The organism is Palleronia rufa (genome assembly GCF_000743715.1).
GTDB lineage: Bacteria > Pseudomonadota > Alphaproteobacteria > Rhodobacterales > Rhodobacteraceae > Palleronia > Palleronia rufa.
The window spans coordinates 12,775-32,615 of record NZ_JQEY01000026.1; the positions used below are offsets into that span (position 1 = coordinate 12,775).

A 19,841-nucleotide genomic window follows, 5' to 3' on the forward strand; every position below is an offset into this window, starting at 1 on the left:
ACCCGAAATGGGCGCGATTTACAACAAACGGGACAGGAACGGGCTTGAGGATTGAGCGATAAATGGCTGATAAAATTAAAAAATCCAATAATTTCAATATGCCGGTTTTATCCGTCGCGCCGATGATGGATTGGACAGACCGACATTGCCGGGCGTTCCATAGGGTCCTGACGCGCTGCACGTTGCTTTACACGGAAATGATCACGGCGCCGGCTTTGGTCCGCGGCGGCGCGGGTCACCTGCTGGCATTCGATCCGGCAGAGCATCCGGTGGCGCTGCAATTGGGTGGATCCGACCCGGCCGAATTGGCCAGAGCCGCCCGGATGGGGTCGGACGAAGGTTATTCCGAGATCAACCTCAATTGCGGCTGCCCCTCCGATCGGGTCCAGTCGGGCACGTTCGGCGCGGTCCTGATGCGTGCGCCCGATCGCGTGGCGGAGGCGGCGGCCGCGATGATCGCCGCGCAGCCCCGTCCGGTCACCGTGAAATGCCGGATCGGCGTCGACGAGCAGGTGCCCGAGATCGCGCTTCCCGCTTTTCTGGAGAAGATCGCCGCCGCCGGAGTAGCGCGCGTCCAGATCCACGCGCGCAAGGCCTGGCTCGCCGGGTTGAGTCCGAAGGAGAACCGCGACGTTCCGCCCCTGGACTACACTCTTGTCTATCGCATCAAGACCGCCTTTCCCGGCCTGCACATCTCCATCAATGGCGGTGTGGACAGCCTCGACGCGGCGCAGCGGCACCTCGACACCGTGGACGGAGTGATGATCGGACGCGCTGCCTATCAGCGGCCTTACGACATCCTTGCCGAGGCCGACGCGCGGATCTTCGGCTCCGCCACGCCTGTCATAACCCGCGAGCAGGCCGCCCGCGCGATGATCGACCACGCCCGCCGCCACATCGCGACCGGCGGGCGCCTCCATCACGTAACGCGCCACATGCTGGGGCTCTATGCGGGACAGCCAGGCGGTCGCCACTGGCGCCGGATCCTGTCCGAGGGCGCGTCGCACCCGGATGCGTCCGCCGACCTCATCGAGACGGCTCTCGGCGCCGTTTCCGACCACGCCCGCGCCGCCTGATCCCTGCATCCCGATCGGCGGGCCGGCTCCGCAACGCCGCGATTACACAGCCGCCTTGTAATGCACTCCGCGCCCGGTGTCCTTCTCGGCGGCCGGCTGCTGTGATCCCCGGAATCCTCTCCACGGGAAGCTGGAGCCTGGCCAACGAGAGGACCGGGCGGATGAAGAGACCGAAGTTCAGCTGTTCCGCAGCCTCCATCACGCCCGCGAGGCCGTCGCCGGATGGGCTGCGACGACAACCACCGAAGGCCGCGATGGGCTACGACACACCGGCAGCCTCCACCGCTCAGATCGCCGCAACGGGTGATCCGCTGCGCGAGATGGAGAGGCACCGCGCATCGGCCGTTGCTACGCCCGCGCGGAAGCGCCAGACCAAACGTCAGGCTCCAGTTGCGCGTGGATGATCAGTGGGGGTCACAGGACGGCCATCGTATCGCGCCCTGGCGCCATCGGCAGGCCGACCCCATGGGCACCGCGCTTCGCGCAAGGGTCGCACGTCCCGCGCGCCGCCGGTTCGGGTCACTCCGATTGGGGCCGCCGTCCGGCGCGGCCGCCGCGCCGCCGCGACAACCGGCCCGCGCGGGATGGCAGATCCGCCATGGCTTCTGCCCGCGCCTCCGGCGACATGGCCGACCATCCGGCGATCTCCTCGAGGCTGCGCAGGCAGCCCGCGCAGAGCCGCGACCTGGGGTCGATCACGCAGACCTTGATGCACGGGCTCTCTATTTCCGCGCGCCGCCAAAGATCGTCGCTCATCGCGTTCCCTCGTCCTTCAATCGGGCCAGCCGGTCCAGCGCGCCCTGCAAGATATAGGCGGCCGCGATCCGGTCGATGACCGCCGCGCGGCGGGCGCGGCTGGTGTCGTCCTCAAGCAGCGCGCGTTCGGCGGCCATGGTCGAGAGGCGTTCGTCCCAGAAGCAGATCGGCAGGTCAAGCCGCGCCGACAGATTGCGGGCGAAGGCGCGGGTGGACTGGGCGCGCGGGCCTTCGCTGCCATCCATGTTGCGCGGCAGTCCCAGAACGATACCGCCGATGGACCGGGCCTGCGCAAGGTCGGTCAGCCGGTCCGCGTCTAGCGTGAACTTGCGCCTTTTCACCGTTTCCAGAGGCGACGCGATGGAGCGGAACGTATCGGACACGGCAACGCCGATAGTCCGGGTGCCAAGGTCCAGCCCCATGAGCGCGGCCACCCGGGGGAGGGCGTCCGCGAAACAGGAAAGATCGTCATGAATCACGGGCCGGCCCTTTCGCGGCGAACGGCAACCGACGCTTGCGGCGACGTCCCGACGGCGTGTTGCAAGGGGTCTCGCGCATTTTCCGTGCTGCCCGACGCCAGCCAGACGGCGGGAACACGCCTGGCTGTGCGGGCGGCGATCCAGAACAGCATGACGCCTCCCACGTGGTCCGGTTCTTTCTATCCGGTCGCAGGGCTGACGAAAAGCGGATGGGACAGGGGGTCGCGGCCGCCATGTCGCAAAACCCGTTGAACATGCCGCTGGGACGCATCATCCAGCCGTATGACACGCCTATCACGGCGACGACGACTGGTCCGGGGACATGCCGATGCGCCGCTATTCCGCCTTCGCCATCGCCAGAGAGGCGCTGCGCCATCACACTGGCTGGGAACGGGCCTGGAAAAGCGCCGCGCCGAAGTCCCGCTATGACGTCGTTATCGTCGGCGCCGGCGGTCACGGCCTGGCCACCGCCTACTGGCTGGGCCGCAACCACGGCATCACCAATGTCGCGGTGATCGAGAAGGGCTGGCTGGGCGGCGGCAACACGGGCCGCAACACGACGATCATCCGCTCCAACTACCTCCAGGACCCGTCCGCCGCGCTCTATGAGAAGTCCCGCTCTCTCTATGAGACGATGAGTCAGGATCTGAACTACAACGTGATGTTCAGCCCCCGCGGCGTTCTGATGCTGGCCCAGACCGAACATGAAAAGCGCGGCTACCTGCGCACCGCCCACGCCAACGCGCTTCAGGGCATCACGACGCGCTTCATCGGCCCGGCAGAAGTCAAGAAGATCTGCCCGATCATGAACATCGACGGGCCGCGCTATCCGGTTCTGGGCGGGCTCTGGCAGGAACGGGCGGGCACCGCGCGCCACGATGCCGTGGCCTGGGGCTACGCGCGCGCGTGTTCGGATATGGGCATGGACATCGTCGAGCAATGCGAGGTGACCGGCGTCACCCGCGACGGCGCGCGCGTCACCGGCCTCTCCACCACACGGGGCGACATCGCCTGCGACAAGCTGGGGATCGTCGTCGCGGGCCATTCCGGCCGGCTGGCGGAAATGGCCGGCTTCCGCCTGCCGGTGGAAAGCGTGCCGCTCCAGGCGCTGGTCTCCGAGCCGATCAAGCCGTGCATGGACATCGTGGTCATGGCCAACACCGTCCACGGCTACATGTCCCAGTCCGACAAGGGTGAGATGGTGATCGGCGGCGGCACCGACGGCTACAACGCCTATACCCAGCGCGGTTCCTTCCAGCATATCGAGGAAACCGTCCGCGCCCTGGTCGAGACGTTTCCGATGATTTCGCGCCTCAAGATGCTGCGCCAGTGGGGCGGCATCGTGGACATGACCGGCGACCGCTCTCCGATCCTGTCCCGGACGCCCGTGGAGAACTGCTTCATCAACTGCGGCTGGGGCACCGGCGGGTTCAAGGCCACGCCCGGATCGGGCTGGGCCTTTGCCGAACTCATGGCGACCGGCGCCTCGCCGCTGACCGCCGCCTTCGGCATGGAGCGCTTTCGCGAAGGCCGGTTCATCGACGAAAGCGTCGCGGCCGGGGTGGCGCACTGATGGCCCCGGCGGCAACCCGCGCAGCCGCCGCGCGCGATCGGAACCTTCGCAGGACCGGCTCTGTTTCCGCGCCATCATTTACAGGAGGGTCCAAGCCTTGGCCGACAACAAGAACCAAGATCCGAACCGTAGCACCCATGTCACCCGCGAAACCCATGTCGAGAAGAGCTCCGGTTCCGGCATGGCATTCATCCTGGGGGGGGTCGTCGTCGCGGTCCTGGTCATCGCCTATGTGCTTTTCGGCATGGGCGGCGGTGACATCGCCAGCGACGGCGGCGGACTGGACGCAACCACAGAGGCGCCCGCGTCGGATGCCGGCGGATCCGCGCCCGACGGCGGCGGAGAGCCTGCGGCGGATGGCGGCGGCGGTACCGCGGAACCCGCCAACTGACACCCACCTGTCCGACGGGCCGGCGGGACGCGCGACCCCACCGGCGCCCGATGGGGCCGGCGTCCACCGGAGGCCCCCATGCTGATCCTCGACTGCCCCTATTGCGGCGTCCGTTGCGACGAGACCGAGCTGACACCCGGCGGCGAGGCGCACCTGACCCGCCACGGCCCCGGTTCGGACGATGCCGACTTCGAACGCTACCTCTTCCAGCGCCGCAATCCGCGCGGTGTCCACCTGGAGCGCTGGCGCCATGCCTACGGCTGCGGCAAGTGGTTCCACGCCGCCCGCCACACCGTTACGATGCAGGTGTTCGGCACCTATCCCGCGCAGACCACGGAGCCGCCGGCCGATATCGTCGAGCGGATCAGGGCGTCCGATCCCGACTGGACGTTCGGGGACGACACCTGATGCGCGCCGGGACACGTCCGCGCATGTCCGACGGCCTTGCGCGGCTCCTGACCCCTTTGCCACCAATGAAGCCGGCCGGACGCAATCCGCTGCCCGGCTGCCGATGGAGAGTCTGATGCCCCACCGCCTTTCCAGACCCGGCCGCCGGATCGACCCCGCCCGCGCGCTCCACTTCACCTTCGACGGCGCCCCCCACCGCGGTTTCGCGGGCGATACTCTGGCCTCCGCCCTCTTGGGCGCGGGTCGCATCCTGATGGGACGGTCGTTCAAGTATCACCGCCCGCGCGGACCCGTCACCGCCGGACAGGATGAGCCGAACGCGCTTGTCGGTCTGGGGCAGGGCGGCCGGTTCGAGCCCAACCAGAGGGCCACCGCCACGCCTCTGTTCGAGGGGCTGACCGCCATCAGCCAGAACCGCTGGCCGTCGTTGGAGCACGATGTCGGGTCGGTCAACGCGCGGCTGTCTCGGTTCCTGCCCGCCGGCTTCTACTACAAGACCTTTCTCTGGCCCGCCTCTTTCTGGAAGAAAGTCTATGAGCCGGTCATCCGCGCTTCGGCCGGATTGGGCCGCCCGCCGGAGGGGCCGGACGCGGACCGCTACGAACATCTGCACACGCATTGCGATCTGGCCATCGTCGGCGGCGGTATCGCGGGCCTTGCCGCCGCTCTGGAAGCCGGACGCGCCGGGCGGCGCGTTCTGCTGATGGAACAGGACACGATCTGGGGCGGGCGCACCGTCACCGATGGCGCGATTGACGGGACCACGATCGACGGTCTGGATCCCGCCGCATGGGTCGCCCGCGCGGTGGACGACCTGTCGGCCATGGACAGCGTGACCCTGCGCAGCGGCCTGATGGGCGCGGGCGTGTACGACCACGGCTATCTCACCGCCCATGAGCGCGTGGCCGACGACCGCCCCGGCGCCGACGCCCCGCGCCACCGTCTCTGGAAGATCCGCGCGGGCCATATCGTCACCGCCACGGGCGGTCTCGAACGTCCGCTGGCCTTTGCCGGCAACGATCTGCCGGGCGTCATGCTGGCCTCCGCCGTGCGGGACTATGTGTGCGACTACGCCGTGACGCCGGGCCGCCGCGTGGTCATCGTCACCACCAACGACGACGCCTACCGCACGGCCCTGGCGCTGCTCGACGCGGGCGTCGAGGTGCCGGCGGTGATCGACGCCCGCTCTCAGGTCACCGGTGCGCTGCCCACCCGCGTCCGCGACCGCGGGGTGGAGATCGTCACCGGCTCGGGACTGCGCGCGGAAGGTACAGGGCGGGTCGAGCGGGTGCTGGTCTGCGACGTGACCGGCGACGGCACACCGACGCGGCGCATCGCCTGCGACGCGGTGGCCATGTCGGGCGGCTGGTCTCCGGTCCCGCACCTGTGGTCCCATTGCGGCGGCAAGCTGACCTGGAACGACGAGCGCGGCTTTTTCGCCCCCGATCCCGACCGCCCGCCGGTGGGGGCGGACGGCACGGGCATGGTGTCGGCCATCGGCACGGCGGCGGGGCATATGGACGCCGCCGCCTGCCTGGGTCAGGCCGACACGCCCGTTACGCAACCGGTCGAGCGTCTGCCGCGGCCCACCTGGATCATGCCGGAACGCGCGGGGCCGGCCCTGCGGTCCAAGATGTTCCTGGATTACCAGAACGACGTGAAAGTGTCGGATATCCAGCTTGCCGCGCAGGAGGGGTTCGTCAGCGTCGAGCACGCCAAGCGCTACACCACGCTGGGCATGGCCACGGATCAGGGGAAGCTTAGCAACATCAACGGCTTGGCTGTGCTTTCGGATGCGGTTGGCCGGCCCATCCCCGACGTCGGGACCACCACCTTCCGTCCCCCCTACGTACCGATTTCCATGGGTTCCATCGCCGGAGAGGCGCGCGGAGAGATCTTCCAGCCGCTCCGGCGCACGCCGCTCCACGACTGGCATGAGGCCAACGGCGCCACATGGGAGCCGGTCGGCCATTGGCGCCGTCCCTACTGCTACACGCGCGACGGCGAGGACATCCGTGCCGCGGTCTCTCGCGAGATCCGCAATGTCCGCGAAAACGTCGGGCTGCTGGACGCCTCTACCCTGGGCAAGATCGTGGTCAAGGGTCCGGACGCGGGCCGCTTCATGGACCTGCTCTACACCAACATGATGTCCACCCTTGCCGTGGGCCGCTGCCGCTACGGGCTGATGTGTTCCGAAAACGGGTTCCTGATGGACGATGGCGTGGTAGCGCGGCTGTCGGAGGACACGTTCCTTTGCCACACCACCACCGGTGGCGCGGACCGGATCCACGCCCATATGGAGGAGTGGCTTCAGACCGAGTGGTGGGACCTCAAGGTCCATACCGCAAACGTCACGGAGCAATGGGCGCAGATCGCCGTTGTCGGCCCCCGGGCGCGGGATGTGCTGGACAGGCTCGGCGGGATGGACCTGTCGCGCGACGCGATGCCCTTCATGACCTGGAGCGATGGCACATTGGCGGACCTGCCGGTGCGCGTGTTCCGCATCTCCTTTTCCGGTGAGCTGTCTTATGAGGTCGCGGTGCCCGCTAATCTGGGGCGCGCGCTCTGGGACCGGCTGCTGGAGGCCGGCGCCGATATGGGCGTCATGCCCTACGGGACCGAGGCGCTGCACGTCCTGCGCGCCGAGAAAGGCTTTATCATGATCGGGGATGAGACGGACGGCACCGTGATTCCGCAGGACCTGGGACTTCACTGGGCGATCTCCAAGAAAAAGGACGATTTCATCGGCAAGCGCGGACAGCAGCGCAGCCACATGACGGATCCCGACCGTTGGAAGCTGGTCGGGCTGGAGACGCTCGACGGCGGGGTACTGCCCGACGGCGCCTATGCCGCGCTCGACGACCGCAACGCCAATGGCCAGAGAAAGACGGAAGGGCGCGTCACATCAACCTATTACAGCCCGACGCTGAAGCGGGGCATCGCTATGGGGCTGATCCTGAACGGCCCCGACCGGATGGGAGAGACCGTTACGTTTCCGGGAACCGACGGCAAGGTTCACACCGCACGGATCGTCGATCCGGTGTTCTACGACAAGCAAGGAGCCCGTCAGGATGTCTGACCACGCCACCCCGCTCGCCCAGGCCCGGTCCGACGGCTATGTGACGGTCGCAGAGGATGCGCCCCGCGACATGATCCAGCTCAAGGGCGATCTGTCCGATCCGGGCCTTGCCGATGCCGTCGAGCGCATCGCCCATGCCGCCATGCCCGGCCCCCTTGGGCTGAGCACTTCCGACAGCGCCTGGATCGCCTGGATGGCCCCGGACGAGCTGCTCATCTCGCTCGCGCGCGGGCAGGGCGCGGATGCGCTTTCCTCCCTGTCCCGGGCGATGGGCGACCGCCATCACCTGGCGCTAGACGTGTCCGACATGCGCGCGGCGATCCGTCTCGAAGGTGCGGCTGTGCGGGAGATCCTGGCCAAGGTCGCGCCCATCGACGCGGTCACCCTGCCGGTGAACACGGTGCGCCGAACCCGCGTGGCGCAGGTTCCCGCGGCGCTCTGGCTATCGGGGCCCCGGACGGCGCATGTGATCTGCTTCCGCTCCGTCGGGCGCTACGTCTTCGATCTGCTGTCGCTCAGCGCCCGCCGGGGCGGCGAAATCGGCGCATTCTGAGTCTTTCCCGGAACATCCCTTGGTCTATGTCGTTTTTCGCGTGACGGACCGAAGCGGGTAGCAACTGCACCCGCTCCGGTTCCGATGACATTCCTGACCGGAGGACTTCCGATGGCTTTCGAACTTCCAGACCTTCCATATTCCCACGATGCGCTGGCCGATGACGGCATGAGCCGAGAGACGCTGGAGTACCACCACGATATCCACCACAAGGCCTATGCCGACAAGACCGCCGATATGGTCAAGGGCTCCGAGTGGGAGGGCAAGTCGATCGAGGATATCGTCAAGGGCACCTACGACAAGGGCGCCGTGGCGCAGTCCGGGCTATTCAACAACGCCTCGCAGTACTGGAATCACTGCCAGTTCTGGGAGATGATGAGTCCCGGCGAGAGCAAGATGCCGTCCGAACTGGAGACCGCGCTGACCGACAGCTTCGGCAGCATCGACAAGTTCAAGGATGAGTTTTCCACTGCCGGTGGCGGTCAGTTCGGCTCTGGCTGGGCCTGGCTGGTAAAGGACGGCGACGGCAGCCTCAAGGTCACCTCGACGGAGAACGGGGTGAACCCGCTCTGCTTCGGCCAGACGGCACTCCTGGGTTGCGATGTGTGGGAGCATTCCTACTACATCGACTTCCGCAACAAGCGTCCGGCGTACCTGTCGAACTTCCTCGACAAGCTGGTGAACTGGGAGAACGTCGCCAGCCGCATGTAGTCCCGTCGATGTGCGACGTGGGGGGCCGGTCCTTCGGGGCCGGCCTTTTGCACGCGCGCCGGAGTGACTGTGCCTGCCTTTCGCATCCAGATGGACGGCGCCGCGATTGTCCCGCACCTTTCGGGGCTTGCGCCTGAAGCCGGGACTTGACGCAGGGACCTGTTTCGCCTCCCGATGCGCCATGCTCATCGTGCTGGATCAGATCGACGCGGAAACCACAGCGATCTTGCGCGCGCCGATGGCGATGCCCCACGGCGCGGCACTTCAAGTGATCTCTCTGGAGCATGTTCTGGGCGGCGGCGACGCGCTCCGGCTGACCCTCAGCCTGGCGCTGAGCGACGAGGCGCGGACCGGCGCCGTCGCGGACTGGCTCTGGGACCGGCTGGAAGACGCGGCCCCCCTTGTGATCAGGATCGGCGGAACGCGCGCGCGTGTGGCAGAGGCCGCGGCGCTTGCCTGGCTGATCGACCGGGCCCGCGGCGAAGGGTAGGGCGGAACCCATCGTCCCCGCCGCCGGTTGGTCCCGCGAAAGAACACAGGAGATTTCCATGGCCGAACGCCAAAGATCCAAGGACGGCACCAGCGAGACGGAGCAGTTCGTCGATGACAAGGTCGCCACACCCGATCACTCCGGCCGCGCCCAGGGCGAGCTGGAGCGCAAGGTCGGCACCCGCGCCGAGGAAAGCGCCGCAAAGCAGGGCGAAGGCATCGAACGGGTGACCAAGGCGGACGAAGAGGGCGAGGGCAACCTCGGCGGGCATCACGGCACCGGCGAGGAGGAGTGACATGGCACGGCTGACCAAAGGAACGTGGGTGCTCATCGCCGACGGCGAAAAGGCGCTGGTGCTTGAGAACCAGACCGATCACGAGGATCCGTACCTCACCGTGCTGACCAAGGAGGAACAGGAGAACCCCCCGAACCGCGAGCAGGCCGCCAACCGTCGCGGACGGTTCAACGACGGGAGCGGTGTGCACCGGTCCGCCGTGGAAGATACCGACTGGCACCAGCTGGCCAAGGATCGGTTCGCGGACGACCTGGCGGATATGCTCTATGAGAAGGCGCACAGGGGCGCGTTCGACAGCCTGGTGATCGTCGCGGCCCACGGCACACTGGGTGAGTTGCGGGGCAAGATCCATTCAGAGGTCGAGAAAAGAGTGATCGGAGAGGTGCCGAAAACCCTCACCAATCATTCGCTCGACGATATCGAGACCATCGTGAAGTCCGAACTCGGCGGCTGACATGCCGGGCCGTCCCGCAGAACAGCCCTGCCGTCATCGGTCGAAGGTTGCATAGACTTTCAACGCGGCGGCGGGCTCTTGTCCGCCCAATATCCCGGTAACTTCGCCGGTCGGCAAAGCCGTAACAGCCGCGCGATAGCAGGTTCGCTTGCGCGGATCGGGTCCGGAGCCGCCGGAAGGTTGTGGTTGAGGGAACGGCCCCGGCGAGCGTGATCTGCCGCCGGAAAGTTTCGAACGGAGGAAGATCAATATGCTCCGAGGGCGGCCGGGCGGACTACAGGCACCGCCATCGACCAGGTAGCGGTTGAGGTCCGCCGCCACATCCGCATTCCCAGGGACGGTCACGGGCAGGTCGTTCCCCGTGCGCATGTTCTCGACGCCGATGAACCACTGGCGACGGCGCTGTGCCCGAAGCGCATTGCAGGTCCAAGGCGTCCGGTGTCGACACCGACGAACGCTGCCTGGAAAACATCGCGCCCGCGAAGGACCCGGCCGATCAGCAGCCCGACCGGCCGTGCCGCGAAGATCGGTATCCTATCGTCCGGACCCCGGATTCACGACAGAGACGCCGTCGAGGGGCAGCCCGTCGGTTCCGATGAGGCGGCAAGTAAGGCATATCACCGACCGATACGACATCATCCGCGCGGATAACGGCGAGTTTGGCGGACTCCTCCGTCCGGGGTGATGCCTTGGGTTTCTGAAGATGCGCAGAGATTGCCCCGGCGGCAGGGGCCTCAGGCCGCGCAGATCCCATCGGATCGACTGCGACGCGATCCCCGACCGACAGGCCGGCAACGTCCCCCGTCGCTCTCCGCGGCAAGCTTCGCGTCCTAGCCCGCCCGGGCGGTGATCGGGCGCCTGAGCCCGGCGTGAAAGCCCGACCGGAGATGCCCAGCACACCGCACATCCGGCTGACCATTGCCCGGCAGGCGATCTGGCGACGCCAAATCCGCCGGGAGGGGGGCCAGATATGCCGATGCTTCGCAACGAAAACGAGCGTCGTTCCGCCTCCCGCGCGCGGCAGGCGTTCGACCATTGTCCCGGACCGATGGCGGAAAACGGTCTCACCTCTTTCCAGGATGTTACGCTCCGCCTTGAGCGTGGCGGACTCTTTCTTCAGGGCCGCGATCTCGGCCAGTTCGGCGCGCTGCTGCCCGTTGGGGCGGAAGGCCGTTGCAGGTGTCGAGGCCGCCTCACGCATCCAGCGACGCAGCGCGCTCTCTGCACGTTCCAGATCCCCGGCACGCCTGAGAAACCGAAACACCCCGCTTGGTCACCAACTTGACCGCCTCGATTCTGAACCTGCTGAACTTCCGTCAGGTCGCACCCTCCCTGGTCACGGTTTTATCGCCATGTCCACAGGATCGGCAGCAGGCCAGGGTGGAAAACGCGGCCGGTGTCGGCGGTGGCGTCGATCCACGTCGCGCATCTGCCGATCTGGACCGGCGCCTGGTTCTCATTGCAATCGTTCGAGACCGCGCCCGGCGGGCCGCAGTTGTTCACCTTCTCCGGATGGTCGTCCAAAGCGTCCGCTCAGGGTTGCCGGTCCAACTGCCCGGCGCCTCCATGTCGAACCGGCGAGCGCCGATTGTTTTCACCGGCGTGCCGAAACACGTCATGTTTTCGCTCCGCCTTCCGGACATGCCGTGCGGACATTTTCCGTAGAGCTCATTCTGTGCCAATCCGGCGGTCTTCGGCGCATTGAGTCGCCTTTTTGCGCAATTTTTAAGCCGCACTGATGCCTGAAACCCCGGACCCGCAAATCGGAGTTCGACGAAATTCCCGGACCTCCAGAGGCACGACCTCGATGCACGTTGTCACACTGACCTGTGGCCGCCACCGACGCCGCGCGTCCGGCACGTGCCATGCGGTGCCGGCGACGGTCCTGAACCAAGGCCGCCGCGTCGGCTCCCCACGCATTCGCGCCGCCCGCGCCGGTCTTGGCAGTGCGGCGGTGCGTCGTTCGACATGCAAGGCGCGCCCCGACGATCGCGGCCGGACACGGTCGCATCGGCGCCCCTCAATGCGAGCGGGCCAGCTCGTTCCAGACGGAGGCGGCTGCGGCCGACACGGTGCCGCGCACCCGGACGGCGGCGACACCGAGCAGAGACGTCGGCAGCCGATCCGACAGATCGACGACACGACCCGCTGACAGCCACCCGGCCGCCAGGGATTCAGGAACCCAGGCGATGCCGATCCCTTCCGAGGCGAGTTCCAGCGCGGCGACGGTCAGGGCGGTCTCTACCTTGGGGGAAATCGGCCGGTCCGCCCGGATCTCGGGCAACACGGACCGGTCGAGCACGCGGCCCAGAAAGACCTCCCCCGGATAGGCGATCAGCGGCAGCGCCGTCTGCGGACGCCAACCGGCGATGGTCAGGGCCGTCTTCGGGTCCGAGACGGGAATGAGCCGGTCGCGGCCGATCACCGCCGTCTCGATATACTCCGGCTGCGCTTCCACGCCTTCGTCAGCGGGAAAATAGACGATGGCGACATCGGCGCTGCGCGACAGCAGATGTGCGAAGCACCCGTCGAGATTGGCCGAACGCAGCCGCACGTGGATATTGGCGTGGCGCGCCTGCAGGCGCCGGACGAGTTTGGGCGTCAGCGACGCCGTCAGCGCATGCTGGCTTGCCAGCACGATCCGGTTGCCGGCCATCCGGTCGCCATGGCGCAGATCGTCGGCCAGCTGGTGAAGCATCCGCGCCAGTTCGCCGATCCGGTCGCGCTGCTCCACCAGCGTATCGCGCAGTTGGACCGGCTTTCGTGTCCTGTCGAACAAATCGACGCCCAGGTGGTCCTCGATTTGCCGGATACGGCGCGAAAACGCCGATTGCGTCAGGTGTCGCCGTTCCGCGGCTTCCGAAAAGGAACCGGTCTCGGCCACCGCCAGTATGTCCTCCAGCCAGTCGAGCCGCACCGTTCGTCCCCCAAGTTGCACGACGGGAATGTTAGCAGGAGAGATTCGCATTTGCATCGGGCATCGAAGCGCGCTTTCATTCGTGTAGCGAATGTACCCAAGAATGGACGCAACATGCATCTTGCGCGTTTTCCCCGGAAGTTTCTTGCGCATCTGCCCACGCCGCTGGAGCGGCTCGACCGGCTGAGCGCCGCGCTCGGCGGCCCGGAGATATGGATCAAGCGGGACGACTGCACTGGCATGTCGACGGGCGGCAACAAGACCCGCAAGCTCGAATTCCTCATCGCCGAGGCCGAGGCCGAGGGCGCCGACACGATCATCACCCAGGGTGCGACGCAGTCCAACCATTGCCGGCAGACGGCCGCATTCGCCGCGCGCATGGGTATGGGGTGCCATCTGCTGCTTGAGGACCGGACCGGCTCCACGGATCCCAACTACACCGGCAACGGCAACGTGCTCATCGACCATCTGCACGGCGCCGCGACCGAGACGCGTCCGGGCGGTGCCGACATGGCCGCAGAGCTGGAGGCGCTGGCCGAACGGCTCCGGTCGGAGGGGCGAAAGGTCTACAGCATCCCCGGCGGCGGCTCGAACCCGACGGGGGCGCTCGGCTATGTGAACTGCGCCTACGAACTCGTGGGCCAGGCCAACGACCGCGGCATGGCGATCGACCGCATCGTGACCGCCACCGGGAGCGCGGGAACCCAGGCCGGGCTGATCGTCGGGCTGAAGGCGATCAACGCGGGGATCCCGCTGATGGGGTTCGGCGTGCGTGCGCCGCGCGAAAAGCAGGAGCAGAACGTCTACGATCTTGCCTGCCGGACGGCGGAGAAGCTTGGCTGTCCCGGCGTCGTCGCGCGTGAGGACGTCGTCGCCGATTGCGATTACGTCGGAGAAGGCTACGGCATCCCGCGTGAGGACACGCTGGAGGCCATCCGCATGTTCGCGGAACTGGAGGGCATCCTGCTCGATCCGGTTTACTCGGGCAAGGGTGCGGCCGGGCTGATCGACTACTGCCGCAGGGGAAAGTTCGCCAAGGGGGAGAGGATCGCGTTTCTCCATACCGGGGGGTCGGCGGCGCTTTTCGGGTATCAGAGCTGGTTCGGCCAGTCCGAGCGGATGGCGGCCGAGTAGCGGTGCCCGGTCCGCGCTTCACCAGCAGCTTCACGCAGCAGGAGCCGATCTCCGAGGACGGTGTCGCGGCGGCTCTGGCGGTGATGCGGTCCGGCCGGCTGCACCGCTACAACACGGTTCCGGGAGAGATGGCGGAAGCGGCTGCGCTCGAACGCGACTACGCCGAATGGCAGGGCGCACGCTACTGCCTGGCGGTCGCGTCGGGCGGTCAGGCGATGCAGATCGCCCTGCGCGCCTCCGGCGTCGGACCGGGCAGCGTCGTCCTGTCGAATGCCTTCACGCTCGCGCCCGTGCCCGGCGCCATCGCCGGGGTCGGCGCCCGCGCCGCGCTGGTAGAGATCACGCCGGACCTTGTCATCGACCTCGACGATCTCCAGGACAAGGCGCAGGCCTGCGGCGCGACGCATCTGCTGCTGTCCCACATGCGCGGCCATCTTTGCGACATGGACCGGCTCATGGAGATCGCGGCGGCGCGAAATCTCACCGTGATCGAGGATTGCGCACATACCATGGGTGCGACCTGGTCCGGGCGGCGGTCCGGAAACTTCGGCCTGGCGGGATGCTTCTCCACGCAGACCTACAAGCACATGAACGCGGGAGAGGGCGGGCTGCTCACCTCAAACGATGCCGACTTCATGGCGCGGGCGACGATCCTGTCGGGGTCCTACATGCTGCACGACCGGCACGGCGCCGGACCCGGACCGGACGCCTACGCCGCGGTCCGGCTTGAGACGCCGAACCTTTCGGCCCGCATGGACAATCTGCGCGCGGCACTCCTGCGGCCGCAGATCGCGCGACTTGACGGGAACGTGCGTCGCTGGAACCGGCTGCACGACCACCTGGCCGCGCGGCTCGCCGCGCATCCGGCGATCCGGCTGCCCAGGCGTCCGTCGCAGGAGGGCTACGTCGGATCCTCTATCCAGTTCCTGATCCCCGGAATCTCTGACCGGAACGCCGCCGGCTTCGTGTCGCGCGCGGCGGCGGATGGTGTGGAACTGAAGTGGTTCGGGGCGCCGGAGCCGGCGGGTTTCACCTCGACCCACCATAGCTGGCGCTACATGCCTGCGCAGGCGCTGCCACGGACGGATGCGCTGCTGGCTGTGCTCTTCGACATGCGGCTGCCGCTGACCTTCGATATCGACGATTGTGAGGTCATCGCGGAGGTGCTTCTTGCGGCGGCCGATCGGTCGGACCTGGCGGGGGCGGCATGAGGCGCATCGGCATCCTGGGCGGGATGGGTCCGGAAGCGACGGTGCTTTTGATGGAGCGCGTGATCGAGGCGGTGCCCGCCCGCGACGACTCCGACCACGTGCCGCTGATCGTCGACCAGAACCCCCAGGTGCCGTCGCGCATCGCGCGGCTGATCGAGGGGCGGGGCGACGATCCGGGGCCGGTCCTGGCCGACATGGCCCGCCGGCTGGAAGCGGCGGGCGCGAAGGCACTGGCGATGCCGTGCAACACCGCGCATCATTTCGCCGCAGCCATCCGCGGGGCCGTCGCGATACCGTTTCTGGACATGATCGCGCTTTCGGCGCGCCGCGCGCTGGAGCTTGCACCGGCGAACGGCCGCGTCGGCATCCTGGGATCCCCCGCGATCCGGAAGACGGCGCTTTTCGAGCCGGCCCTGTCCGAACACGGTTTGACCGCACTCTACCCAGCGCAGGACGACAGCCTGCTGTCGGCGATCCGCGAGATCAAATCCGCCGGTCCGACGCCCCGTGCCGCGACGGCGGTGCGCGCCGCTTCGGCAGAGCTGCTGGACGCCGGGGCAGAGCTGCAGTTCGTCGCCTGCACAGAATTCTCTCTTCTTGCCGATTGCGCCGCGCCGGGCGCGCGCTGTGTCGACACGCTCGACATTCTGGTGCGCGCCATCGTTGCAGCCGCGAACGACACCGTAAAGAAAGATACACAAGGGTCGACACGAACCCAAATCAGCAGAGGAATGGCATCATGAAATTCTCCACAGTCTTCGTTCCGGCAGCCGTGGCGCTCGGGCTTTGGTCGGGCGCCGTCTCGGCCCAGAGCGTCACGATAGGGCAGTTCGGAAACCCGACACCGATGCAGGCCGCGCGCGCCTCTGGCGCTTTCGAGGAAGCCACCGGCTGGGACATCGAATGGCGGCAGTTCGCCTCCGGCGCAGAGGTGATCGCGGCCATGGCCTCCGGGGACATCGTGCTGGCCGAACTCGGTTCATCGCCGCTGGCCATCGCGGCAAGCCAGGGGGTCGATCTGCAGCTCTTCATGGTGGCGCAGGTCATCGGCCAGGCCGAGAGCCTCATCGTGCGCGACGACGCCGGGATCGCGTCGGTCGAAGACCTTTCGGGCAAGCGGATCGCCGTCCCGGTCGGCTCGACCGCGCATTTCTCTCTCATGGGAGCCCTCGATCACGCTGGCATCGCGGAATCCGACGTGACGATCATGAACATGCCGCCGGACCAGATCGCCGCCGCTTGGGGTCAGGGCGCGATCGACGCGGCGTTCATCTGGCAGCCCGTCCAGAGCCAGATCATGGAAAGCGGCACGCGGCTTGTCGGCGCGGACCAGACCGCCGAATGGGGGTATCCCACCTTCGACGGCTGGGTGGTGAACCAGGAGTTCGCCAGTCAGAACGCGGACAGCCTTGTGGCCTTCGCGCAGGCGATGGACAAGGCCAACGCGGCCTATCTTGAGGACCCGTCCGCCTGGACCGAAGACAGCGAGCCGGTGACGACGATCGCTCAGGAAACCGGTGCCGATCCGGCACAGATCCCCGGCATCCTCGAAGGTTTCACCTTCGTGCCGCTGTCCGAGCAGCTGGGCGAAAAGTGGCTGGGCAGCGCCGCCGACACCATGAAGGCGACGGCGGAATTCCTGGTCGAAGCCGGGCGGATCGACAATGCGGCGGACGATTACACGCCGTTCGTCAACACCAGCATCGCCGAAGCCGCCGCCGCCAACTGATCGGACCCGGGTCGGACGCGGGTTCGGCCCGCGCCGCCCCGAACAGCCGGGGGAACCTTCATGGGACTGGCGATCAACGACGCGTCCGTCATCTATCCGTCGGCCGAGGGGCGCGACCCCGTGGAGGCGCTCCGGGGCATCAACCTCACGATGGGCGAGAATGAATTCATCGTCGCGCTCGGCGCGTCGGGATGCGGGAAATCGACGTTGCTGAACCTCATCGCGGGGTTCCTCGCGCCCACGTCGGGGGAGGTCCTGCTCGACGGCGAGCGGGTCTCCGGGCCGGGTGCCGACCGCTCCGTGGTCTTTCAAAAGCACGCCCTGCTGCCATGGCTGGACGTGCGGGAGAACGTGGCCTTCGGCCTCAAGCTGCAGGGCGTCGACTCCAAGCGCCGCTACCGGACGGCAGACAAATTCATCTCGCTTCTGGGGCTGGACGGGTTCGAGGGCTCTCCCGTCTATGCGCTCTCGGGCGGGATGCAGCAGCGCGTGGGGATCGCCCGGGCGCTGACCTGCGATCCCAAGCTTTTGCTGATGGACGAGCCGCTCGGCGCGCTCGACGCGCTGACCCGCGAGAAGGCGCAGGAGCTGATCCTGGGCATCTGGGAAGAGACCCACAAGTCGGTCTTCTTCATCACCCATTCCGTGGAAGAGGCGCTTTTCATGGGCACAAGGCTCATCGTCATGTCGCCACGGCCCGGGCGCATCGCCCACCGCTTCGATCTGCCGTTCTCCCGGCGGTTTCTTGGCGGAGAGGCAGCGCGCCAGGTCAAGGCATCGCGGGATTTCATCGAACTGCGCGAGGAGGTCCTCAAGATCATCTTTGCCGACGAGGAGGCCGCGTGATGACCGACGATCCCGACCTGTCCCCGGCCACGGAAGCCCGCGTGAACCCGCGCACCGGGGCCTTCTCCTGGCTCATGCGGGCGCGGCCGACGAAACCCGGCGAGACCTACGGCGTACCGGGGCAGGGCGAAACGATCTGGCTGTCGATCCTGTCGATCGCAACGCTGCTCTTCGCCTGGTGGCTCGTCACCTGGATGGGCTGGGTCAAGCCCCTCTTCGTGCCATCGCCCGGCGCCATCGTCACGAAGTTCGTCGATGTCTGGCAGAACGGCTTCACCAACACGTCGCTGCTGCGCCACACGCTGGTTTCGACCGGACGGGTATTCGGGGCGTTCCTGCTTGCCTGCCTGCTGGGCATTCCGCTGGGCATCGCCATGGGTATGAGCCCGGCCATCCGGGGCATCTTCGACCCGCCGATCGAGTTCTACCGGCCGATCCCGCCGCTCGCCTACTTGCCGCTGATGATCATCTGGTTCGGAATCGGCGAGACCTCGAAGGTGCTGCTCATCTTCCTCTCGGTATTCGCGCCGGTCGCGCTCGGCGCACGTGCCGGCGTCCGGTCGGCCGCGATCGAGCAGATCCACGCCGCCTATTCCTTCGGGGCCTCCCGCTGGCAGGTCATGCGGCACGTGATCCTGCCGTCGGCCCTGCCCGAGATCCTGACCGCCATGCGCATCGGCATCGGCTTCGGCTGGACGACGCTCGTCGCCGCGGAGATGGTCGCCGCGACCGAGGGGCTGGGATACATGGTCCTGTCGGCGTCGCAGTTCCTGCAGACCTCCACCGTGATCATGGGGATCATCGTGATCGCCGCGATCGCCTATTCGTTCGACCTGCTGATGCGCTTCGTCGAACGGAAGGTCGTTCCGTGGAAAGGACGGATGTGAAGGTTCCGGGTCGCGCAAGCGACCGGGTCCGGAGCGCCGGCCGGGGACCTTGGCCCGCCACATCGGTGCGATGCACCCGAAGGCCCGGAACGCTCAAGAGCGGAGAGACACGCCCGGGTGCGGTGACGTCCCCGGTTGGCACGCTCATGGCCGACGGGCGGGCGAAGCTTCTCACGGTCGTCGGACCCGTCGATGCGGGTCGCCGACCCTACGGACAGGTCCGCCGTTCGGCAGGCTCGTCACACCTCGGCTCCGGAAGGTGCCGCTCGGGGCGTGCGCCGCAGGACTGGGTCATTCCCACTCGATTGTCATAACCTATCATACCTTATTGATATCTAGTACAATTTCGAGATCAACAAGGCTTGATCCCGTTCAGAATACCGTCAAAAACGTTTGCTGTTGAAAAGTCCATGATATTAGAGCGGGATGAAATCAGCCTGAATCGATAGAGGATTCACAGGCCTGCATTTTGGTGATTCACTGTTGCCGACCACAAGATGGAGGGCGAGTAGTGGGTAGAGCACTTTCAATGGACCTTCGAGAGAGGGCAATGGCGCGGCTGTTGGGGGGCGAGAGCGTGCGTCAGGTCGCAGCGGCCCTGGATGTGGCTCCGTCCAGTGTTGTGAAGTGGTCGCAGCGTTTGCGTGCGACCGGGAGTTGCGCTCCGGCAGGGACAGGCGGCCACCCGCCACGCAAGATTGCAGGCGGGCATGAGGCGTGGCTTCTGGAGCGGATAACGGAGCCGTTCACACTGCGCGGACTGGTGGTGGAACTGGCCGAGCGCGGGCTCAAGGTCGACTACCGCACCGTCTGGGCCTTCGTGCGCCGCCCGGGCCACCCGTCAAAAAAAGA

At 67.1% G+C, this 19,841-nt stretch carries 20 protein-coding genes and 1 pseudogene; 17 read left to right on the forward strand and 4 right to left on the reverse strand.

Going from position 1 to position 19,841, the window contains the following annotated elements:
• Positions 1 to 62: 62 nt before the first annotated feature.
• The gene (gene dusA, locus KW83_RS18355) at positions 63 to 1,076 is read left to right on the forward strand and encodes a tRNA dihydrouridine(20/20a) synthase DusA (RefSeq protein ID WP_081904706.1); all 1,014 of its coding nucleotides are present in this window, start codon (positions 63 to 65) and stop codon (positions 1,074 to 1,076) included.
• A 519-nt stretch (positions 1,077 to 1,595) separates the two neighbouring features.
• Here the strand turns inward: dusA and KW83_RS18360 are convergent.
• Together KW83_RS18360 and ruvX are read right to left on the reverse strand one after the other, a co-directional pair.
• A complete protein-coding gene (locus KW83_RS18360; RefSeq protein ID WP_036181973.1) occupies positions 1,596 to 1,832 on the reverse strand; it encodes a DUF1289 domain-containing protein in 237 nt (78 codons plus the stop codon).
• Positions 1,829 to 2,311, reverse strand: coding sequence for a Holliday junction resolvase RuvX (ruvX, locus tag KW83_RS18365; protein WP_036181975.1), 483 nt, complete (start codon positions 2,309 to 2,311; stop codon positions 1,829 to 1,831). Before ruvX ends, KW83_RS18360 begins: the two co-directional genes overlap by 4 nt.
• A gap of 328 nt (positions 2,312 to 2,639) precedes the next feature.
• On the opposite strand from ruvX, the gene KW83_RS18370 reads away from it, so the two are divergent.
• The 9 genes from KW83_RS18370 (at position 2,640) to KW83_RS18410 (ending at position 10,265) form a co-directional block, all read left to right on the forward strand.
• Positions 2,640 to 3,884 (forward strand): sarcosine oxidase subunit beta family protein, encoded by a 1,245-nt coding sequence (locus tag KW83_RS18370; protein ID WP_036181977.1) that lies wholly within the window; start codon positions 2,640 to 2,642, stop codon positions 3,882 to 3,884.
• A gap of 97 nt (positions 3,885 to 3,981) precedes the next feature.
• Entirely contained in the window at positions 3,982 to 4,275 is a 294-nt protein-coding gene (locus KW83_RS18375; RefSeq protein WP_036181979.1) for a hypothetical protein, read from the forward strand.
• Between the two features lie 78 nt (positions 4,276 to 4,353).
• Entirely contained in the window at positions 4,354 to 4,683 is a 330-nt protein-coding gene (locus tag KW83_RS18380) for a sarcosine oxidase subunit delta (RefSeq protein WP_036181981.1), read from the forward strand.
• Positions 4,684 to 4,798: 115 nt separating this feature from the next.
• The gene (locus KW83_RS18385; RefSeq protein WP_036182024.1) at positions 4,799 to 7,762 is read left to right on the forward strand and encodes a sarcosine oxidase subunit alpha family protein; all 2,964 of its coding nucleotides are present in this window, start codon (positions 4,799 to 4,801) and stop codon (positions 7,760 to 7,762) included.
• Positions 7,755 to 8,315 (forward strand): sarcosine oxidase subunit gamma, encoded by a 561-nt coding sequence (locus KW83_RS18390; protein WP_036181983.1) that lies wholly within the window; start codon positions 7,755 to 7,757, stop codon positions 8,313 to 8,315. The genes KW83_RS18385 and KW83_RS18390 overlap by 8 nt, the downstream gene beginning before the upstream one ends.
• A 111-nt stretch (positions 8,316 to 8,426) precedes the next feature.
• The gene (locus tag KW83_RS18395) at positions 8,427 to 9,026 is read left to right on the forward strand and encodes a superoxide dismutase (RefSeq protein WP_036181985.1); all 600 of its coding nucleotides are present in this window, start codon (positions 8,427 to 8,429) and stop codon (positions 9,024 to 9,026) included.
• A 181-nt stretch (positions 9,027 to 9,207) separates the two neighbouring features.
• Positions 9,208 to 9,516: a hypothetical protein gene (locus tag KW83_RS18400; protein ID WP_036181987.1), complete on the forward strand. Its 309-nt coding sequence runs from the start codon at positions 9,208 to 9,210 to the stop codon at positions 9,514 to 9,516.
• A gap of 58 nt (positions 9,517 to 9,574) precedes the next feature.
• A complete protein-coding gene (locus KW83_RS18405) occupies positions 9,575 to 9,811 on the forward strand; it encodes a hypothetical protein (RefSeq protein ID WP_036181989.1) in 237 nt (78 codons plus the stop codon).
• A 1-nt stretch (position 9,812) separates the two neighbouring features.
• Positions 9,813 to 10,265 carry a host attachment family protein gene (locus KW83_RS18410; RefSeq protein WP_036181991.1) on the forward strand — a complete coding sequence of 151 codons (453 nt, stop codon included), beginning with the start codon at positions 9,813 to 9,815 and terminating at the stop codon, positions 10,263 to 10,265.
• A gap of 1,344 nt (positions 10,266 to 11,609) precedes the next feature.
• Here the strand turns inward: KW83_RS18410 and KW83_RS21065 are convergent.
• Positions 11,610 to 11,789: a hypothetical protein gene (locus KW83_RS21065; protein WP_036181993.1), complete on the reverse strand. Its 180-nt coding sequence runs from the start codon at positions 11,787 to 11,789 to the stop codon at positions 11,610 to 11,612.
• Positions 11,790 to 12,285: 496 nt separating this feature from the next.
• A complete protein-coding gene (locus KW83_RS18420; protein WP_036181995.1) occupies positions 12,286 to 13,182 on the reverse strand; it encodes a LysR family transcriptional regulator in 897 nt (298 codons plus the stop codon).
• A 114-nt stretch (positions 13,183 to 13,296) separates the two neighbouring features.
• On the opposite strand from KW83_RS18420, the gene cuyA reads away from it, so the two are divergent.
• The 7 genes and pseudogenes from cuyA to KW83_RS20795 all read left to right on the forward strand — a co-directional run.
• A complete protein-coding gene (cuyA, locus tag KW83_RS18425) occupies positions 13,297 to 14,316 on the forward strand; it encodes a D-cysteate sulfo-lyase (RefSeq protein ID WP_036181997.1) in 1,020 nt (339 codons plus the stop codon).
• 2 nt (positions 14,317 to 14,318) lie between these two features.
• Complete coding sequence (locus KW83_RS18430) at positions 14,319 to 15,527, forward strand: DegT/DnrJ/EryC1/StrS family aminotransferase (protein WP_036181999.1); 1,209 nt, start codon at positions 14,319 to 14,321, stop codon at positions 15,525 to 15,527.
• The gene (gene cuyB, locus KW83_RS18435; RefSeq protein ID WP_051928660.1) at positions 15,524 to 16,270 is read left to right on the forward strand and encodes a cysteate racemase; all 747 of its coding nucleotides are present in this window, start codon (positions 15,524 to 15,526) and stop codon (positions 16,268 to 16,270) included. The genes KW83_RS18430 and cuyB overlap by 4 nt, the downstream gene beginning before the upstream one ends.
• Positions 16,267 to 17,256 (forward strand): taurine ABC transporter substrate-binding protein, encoded by a 990-nt coding sequence (tauA, locus tag KW83_RS18440; protein WP_036182001.1) that lies wholly within the window; start codon positions 16,267 to 16,269, stop codon positions 17,254 to 17,256. Before cuyB ends, tauA begins: the two co-directional genes overlap by 4 nt.
• A gap of 60 nt (positions 17,257 to 17,316) precedes the next feature.
• Positions 17,317 to 18,102, forward strand: a complete 786-nt coding sequence (locus tag KW83_RS18445) for a taurine ABC transporter ATP-binding protein (protein WP_036182003.1) — start codon at positions 17,317 to 17,319, stop codon at positions 18,100 to 18,102.
• Positions 18,102 to 18,989 carry an ABC transporter permease subunit gene (locus KW83_RS18450; protein WP_036182005.1) on the forward strand — a complete coding sequence of 296 codons (888 nt, stop codon included), beginning with the start codon at positions 18,102 to 18,104 and terminating at the stop codon, positions 18,987 to 18,989. Before KW83_RS18445 ends, KW83_RS18450 begins: the two co-directional genes overlap by 1 nt.
• A gap of 550 nt (positions 18,990 to 19,539) precedes the next feature.
• Positions 19,540 to 19,841, forward strand: a pseudogene (locus KW83_RS20795) (IS630 family transposase); the annotation flags it as partial.

What these genes read in the sequence shown, in the direction of transcription:
- KW83_RS18450 (WP_036182005.1), top strand. Translation starts at nt 18,102, where the DNA reads ATGACCGACGATCCCGACCTGTCCCCGGCCACGGAAGCCCGCGTGAAC.
- cuyB (WP_051928660.1), top strand. Translation starts at nt 15,524, where the DNA reads ATGAGGCGCATCGGCATCCTGGGCGGGATGGGTCCGGAAGCGACGGTG.
- KW83_RS18380 (WP_036181981.1), top strand. Translation starts at nt 4,354, where the DNA reads ATGCTGATCCTCGACTGCCCCTATTGCGGCGTCCGTTGCGACGAGACC.
- tauA (WP_036182001.1), top strand. Translation starts at nt 16,267, where the DNA reads ATGAAATTCTCCACAGTCTTCGTTCCGGCAGCCGTGGCGCTCGGGCTT.
- KW83_RS18385 (WP_036182024.1), top strand. Translation starts at nt 4,799, where the DNA reads ATGCCCCACCGCCTTTCCAGACCCGGCCGCCGGATCGACCCCGCCCGC.
- KW83_RS18390 (WP_036181983.1), top strand. Translation starts at nt 7,755, where the DNA reads ATGTCTGACCACGCCACCCCGCTCGCCCAGGCCCGGTCCGACGGCTAT.
- cuyA (WP_036181997.1), top strand. Translation starts at nt 13,297, where the DNA reads ATGCATCTTGCGCGTTTTCCCCGGAAGTTTCTTGCGCATCTGCCCACG.
- KW83_RS18445 (WP_036182003.1), top strand. Translation starts at nt 17,317, where the DNA reads ATGGGACTGGCGATCAACGACGCGTCCGTCATCTATCCGTCGGCCGAG.
- dusA (WP_081904706.1), top strand. Translation starts at nt 63, where the DNA reads ATGGCTGATAAAATTAAAAAATCCAATAATTTCAATATGCCGGTTTTA.
- KW83_RS18400 (WP_036181987.1), top strand. Translation starts at nt 9,208, where the DNA reads ATGCTCATCGTGCTGGATCAGATCGACGCGGAAACCACAGCGATCTTG.
- KW83_RS18370 (WP_036181977.1), top strand. Translation starts at nt 2,640, where the DNA reads ATGCGCCGCTATTCCGCCTTCGCCATCGCCAGAGAGGCGCTGCGCCAT.
- KW83_RS18360 (WP_036181973.1), bottom strand. Translation starts at nt 1,832, where the DNA reads ATGAGCGACGATCTTTGGCGGCGCGCGGAAATAGAGAGCCCGTGCATC.
- KW83_RS18395 (WP_036181985.1), top strand. Translation starts at nt 8,427, where the DNA reads ATGGCTTTCGAACTTCCAGACCTTCCATATTCCCACGATGCGCTGGCC.
- KW83_RS18410 (WP_036181991.1), top strand. Translation starts at nt 9,813, where the DNA reads ATGGCACGGCTGACCAAAGGAACGTGGGTGCTCATCGCCGACGGCGAA.
- KW83_RS18405 (WP_036181989.1), top strand. Translation starts at nt 9,575, where the DNA reads ATGGCCGAACGCCAAAGATCCAAGGACGGCACCAGCGAGACGGAGCAG.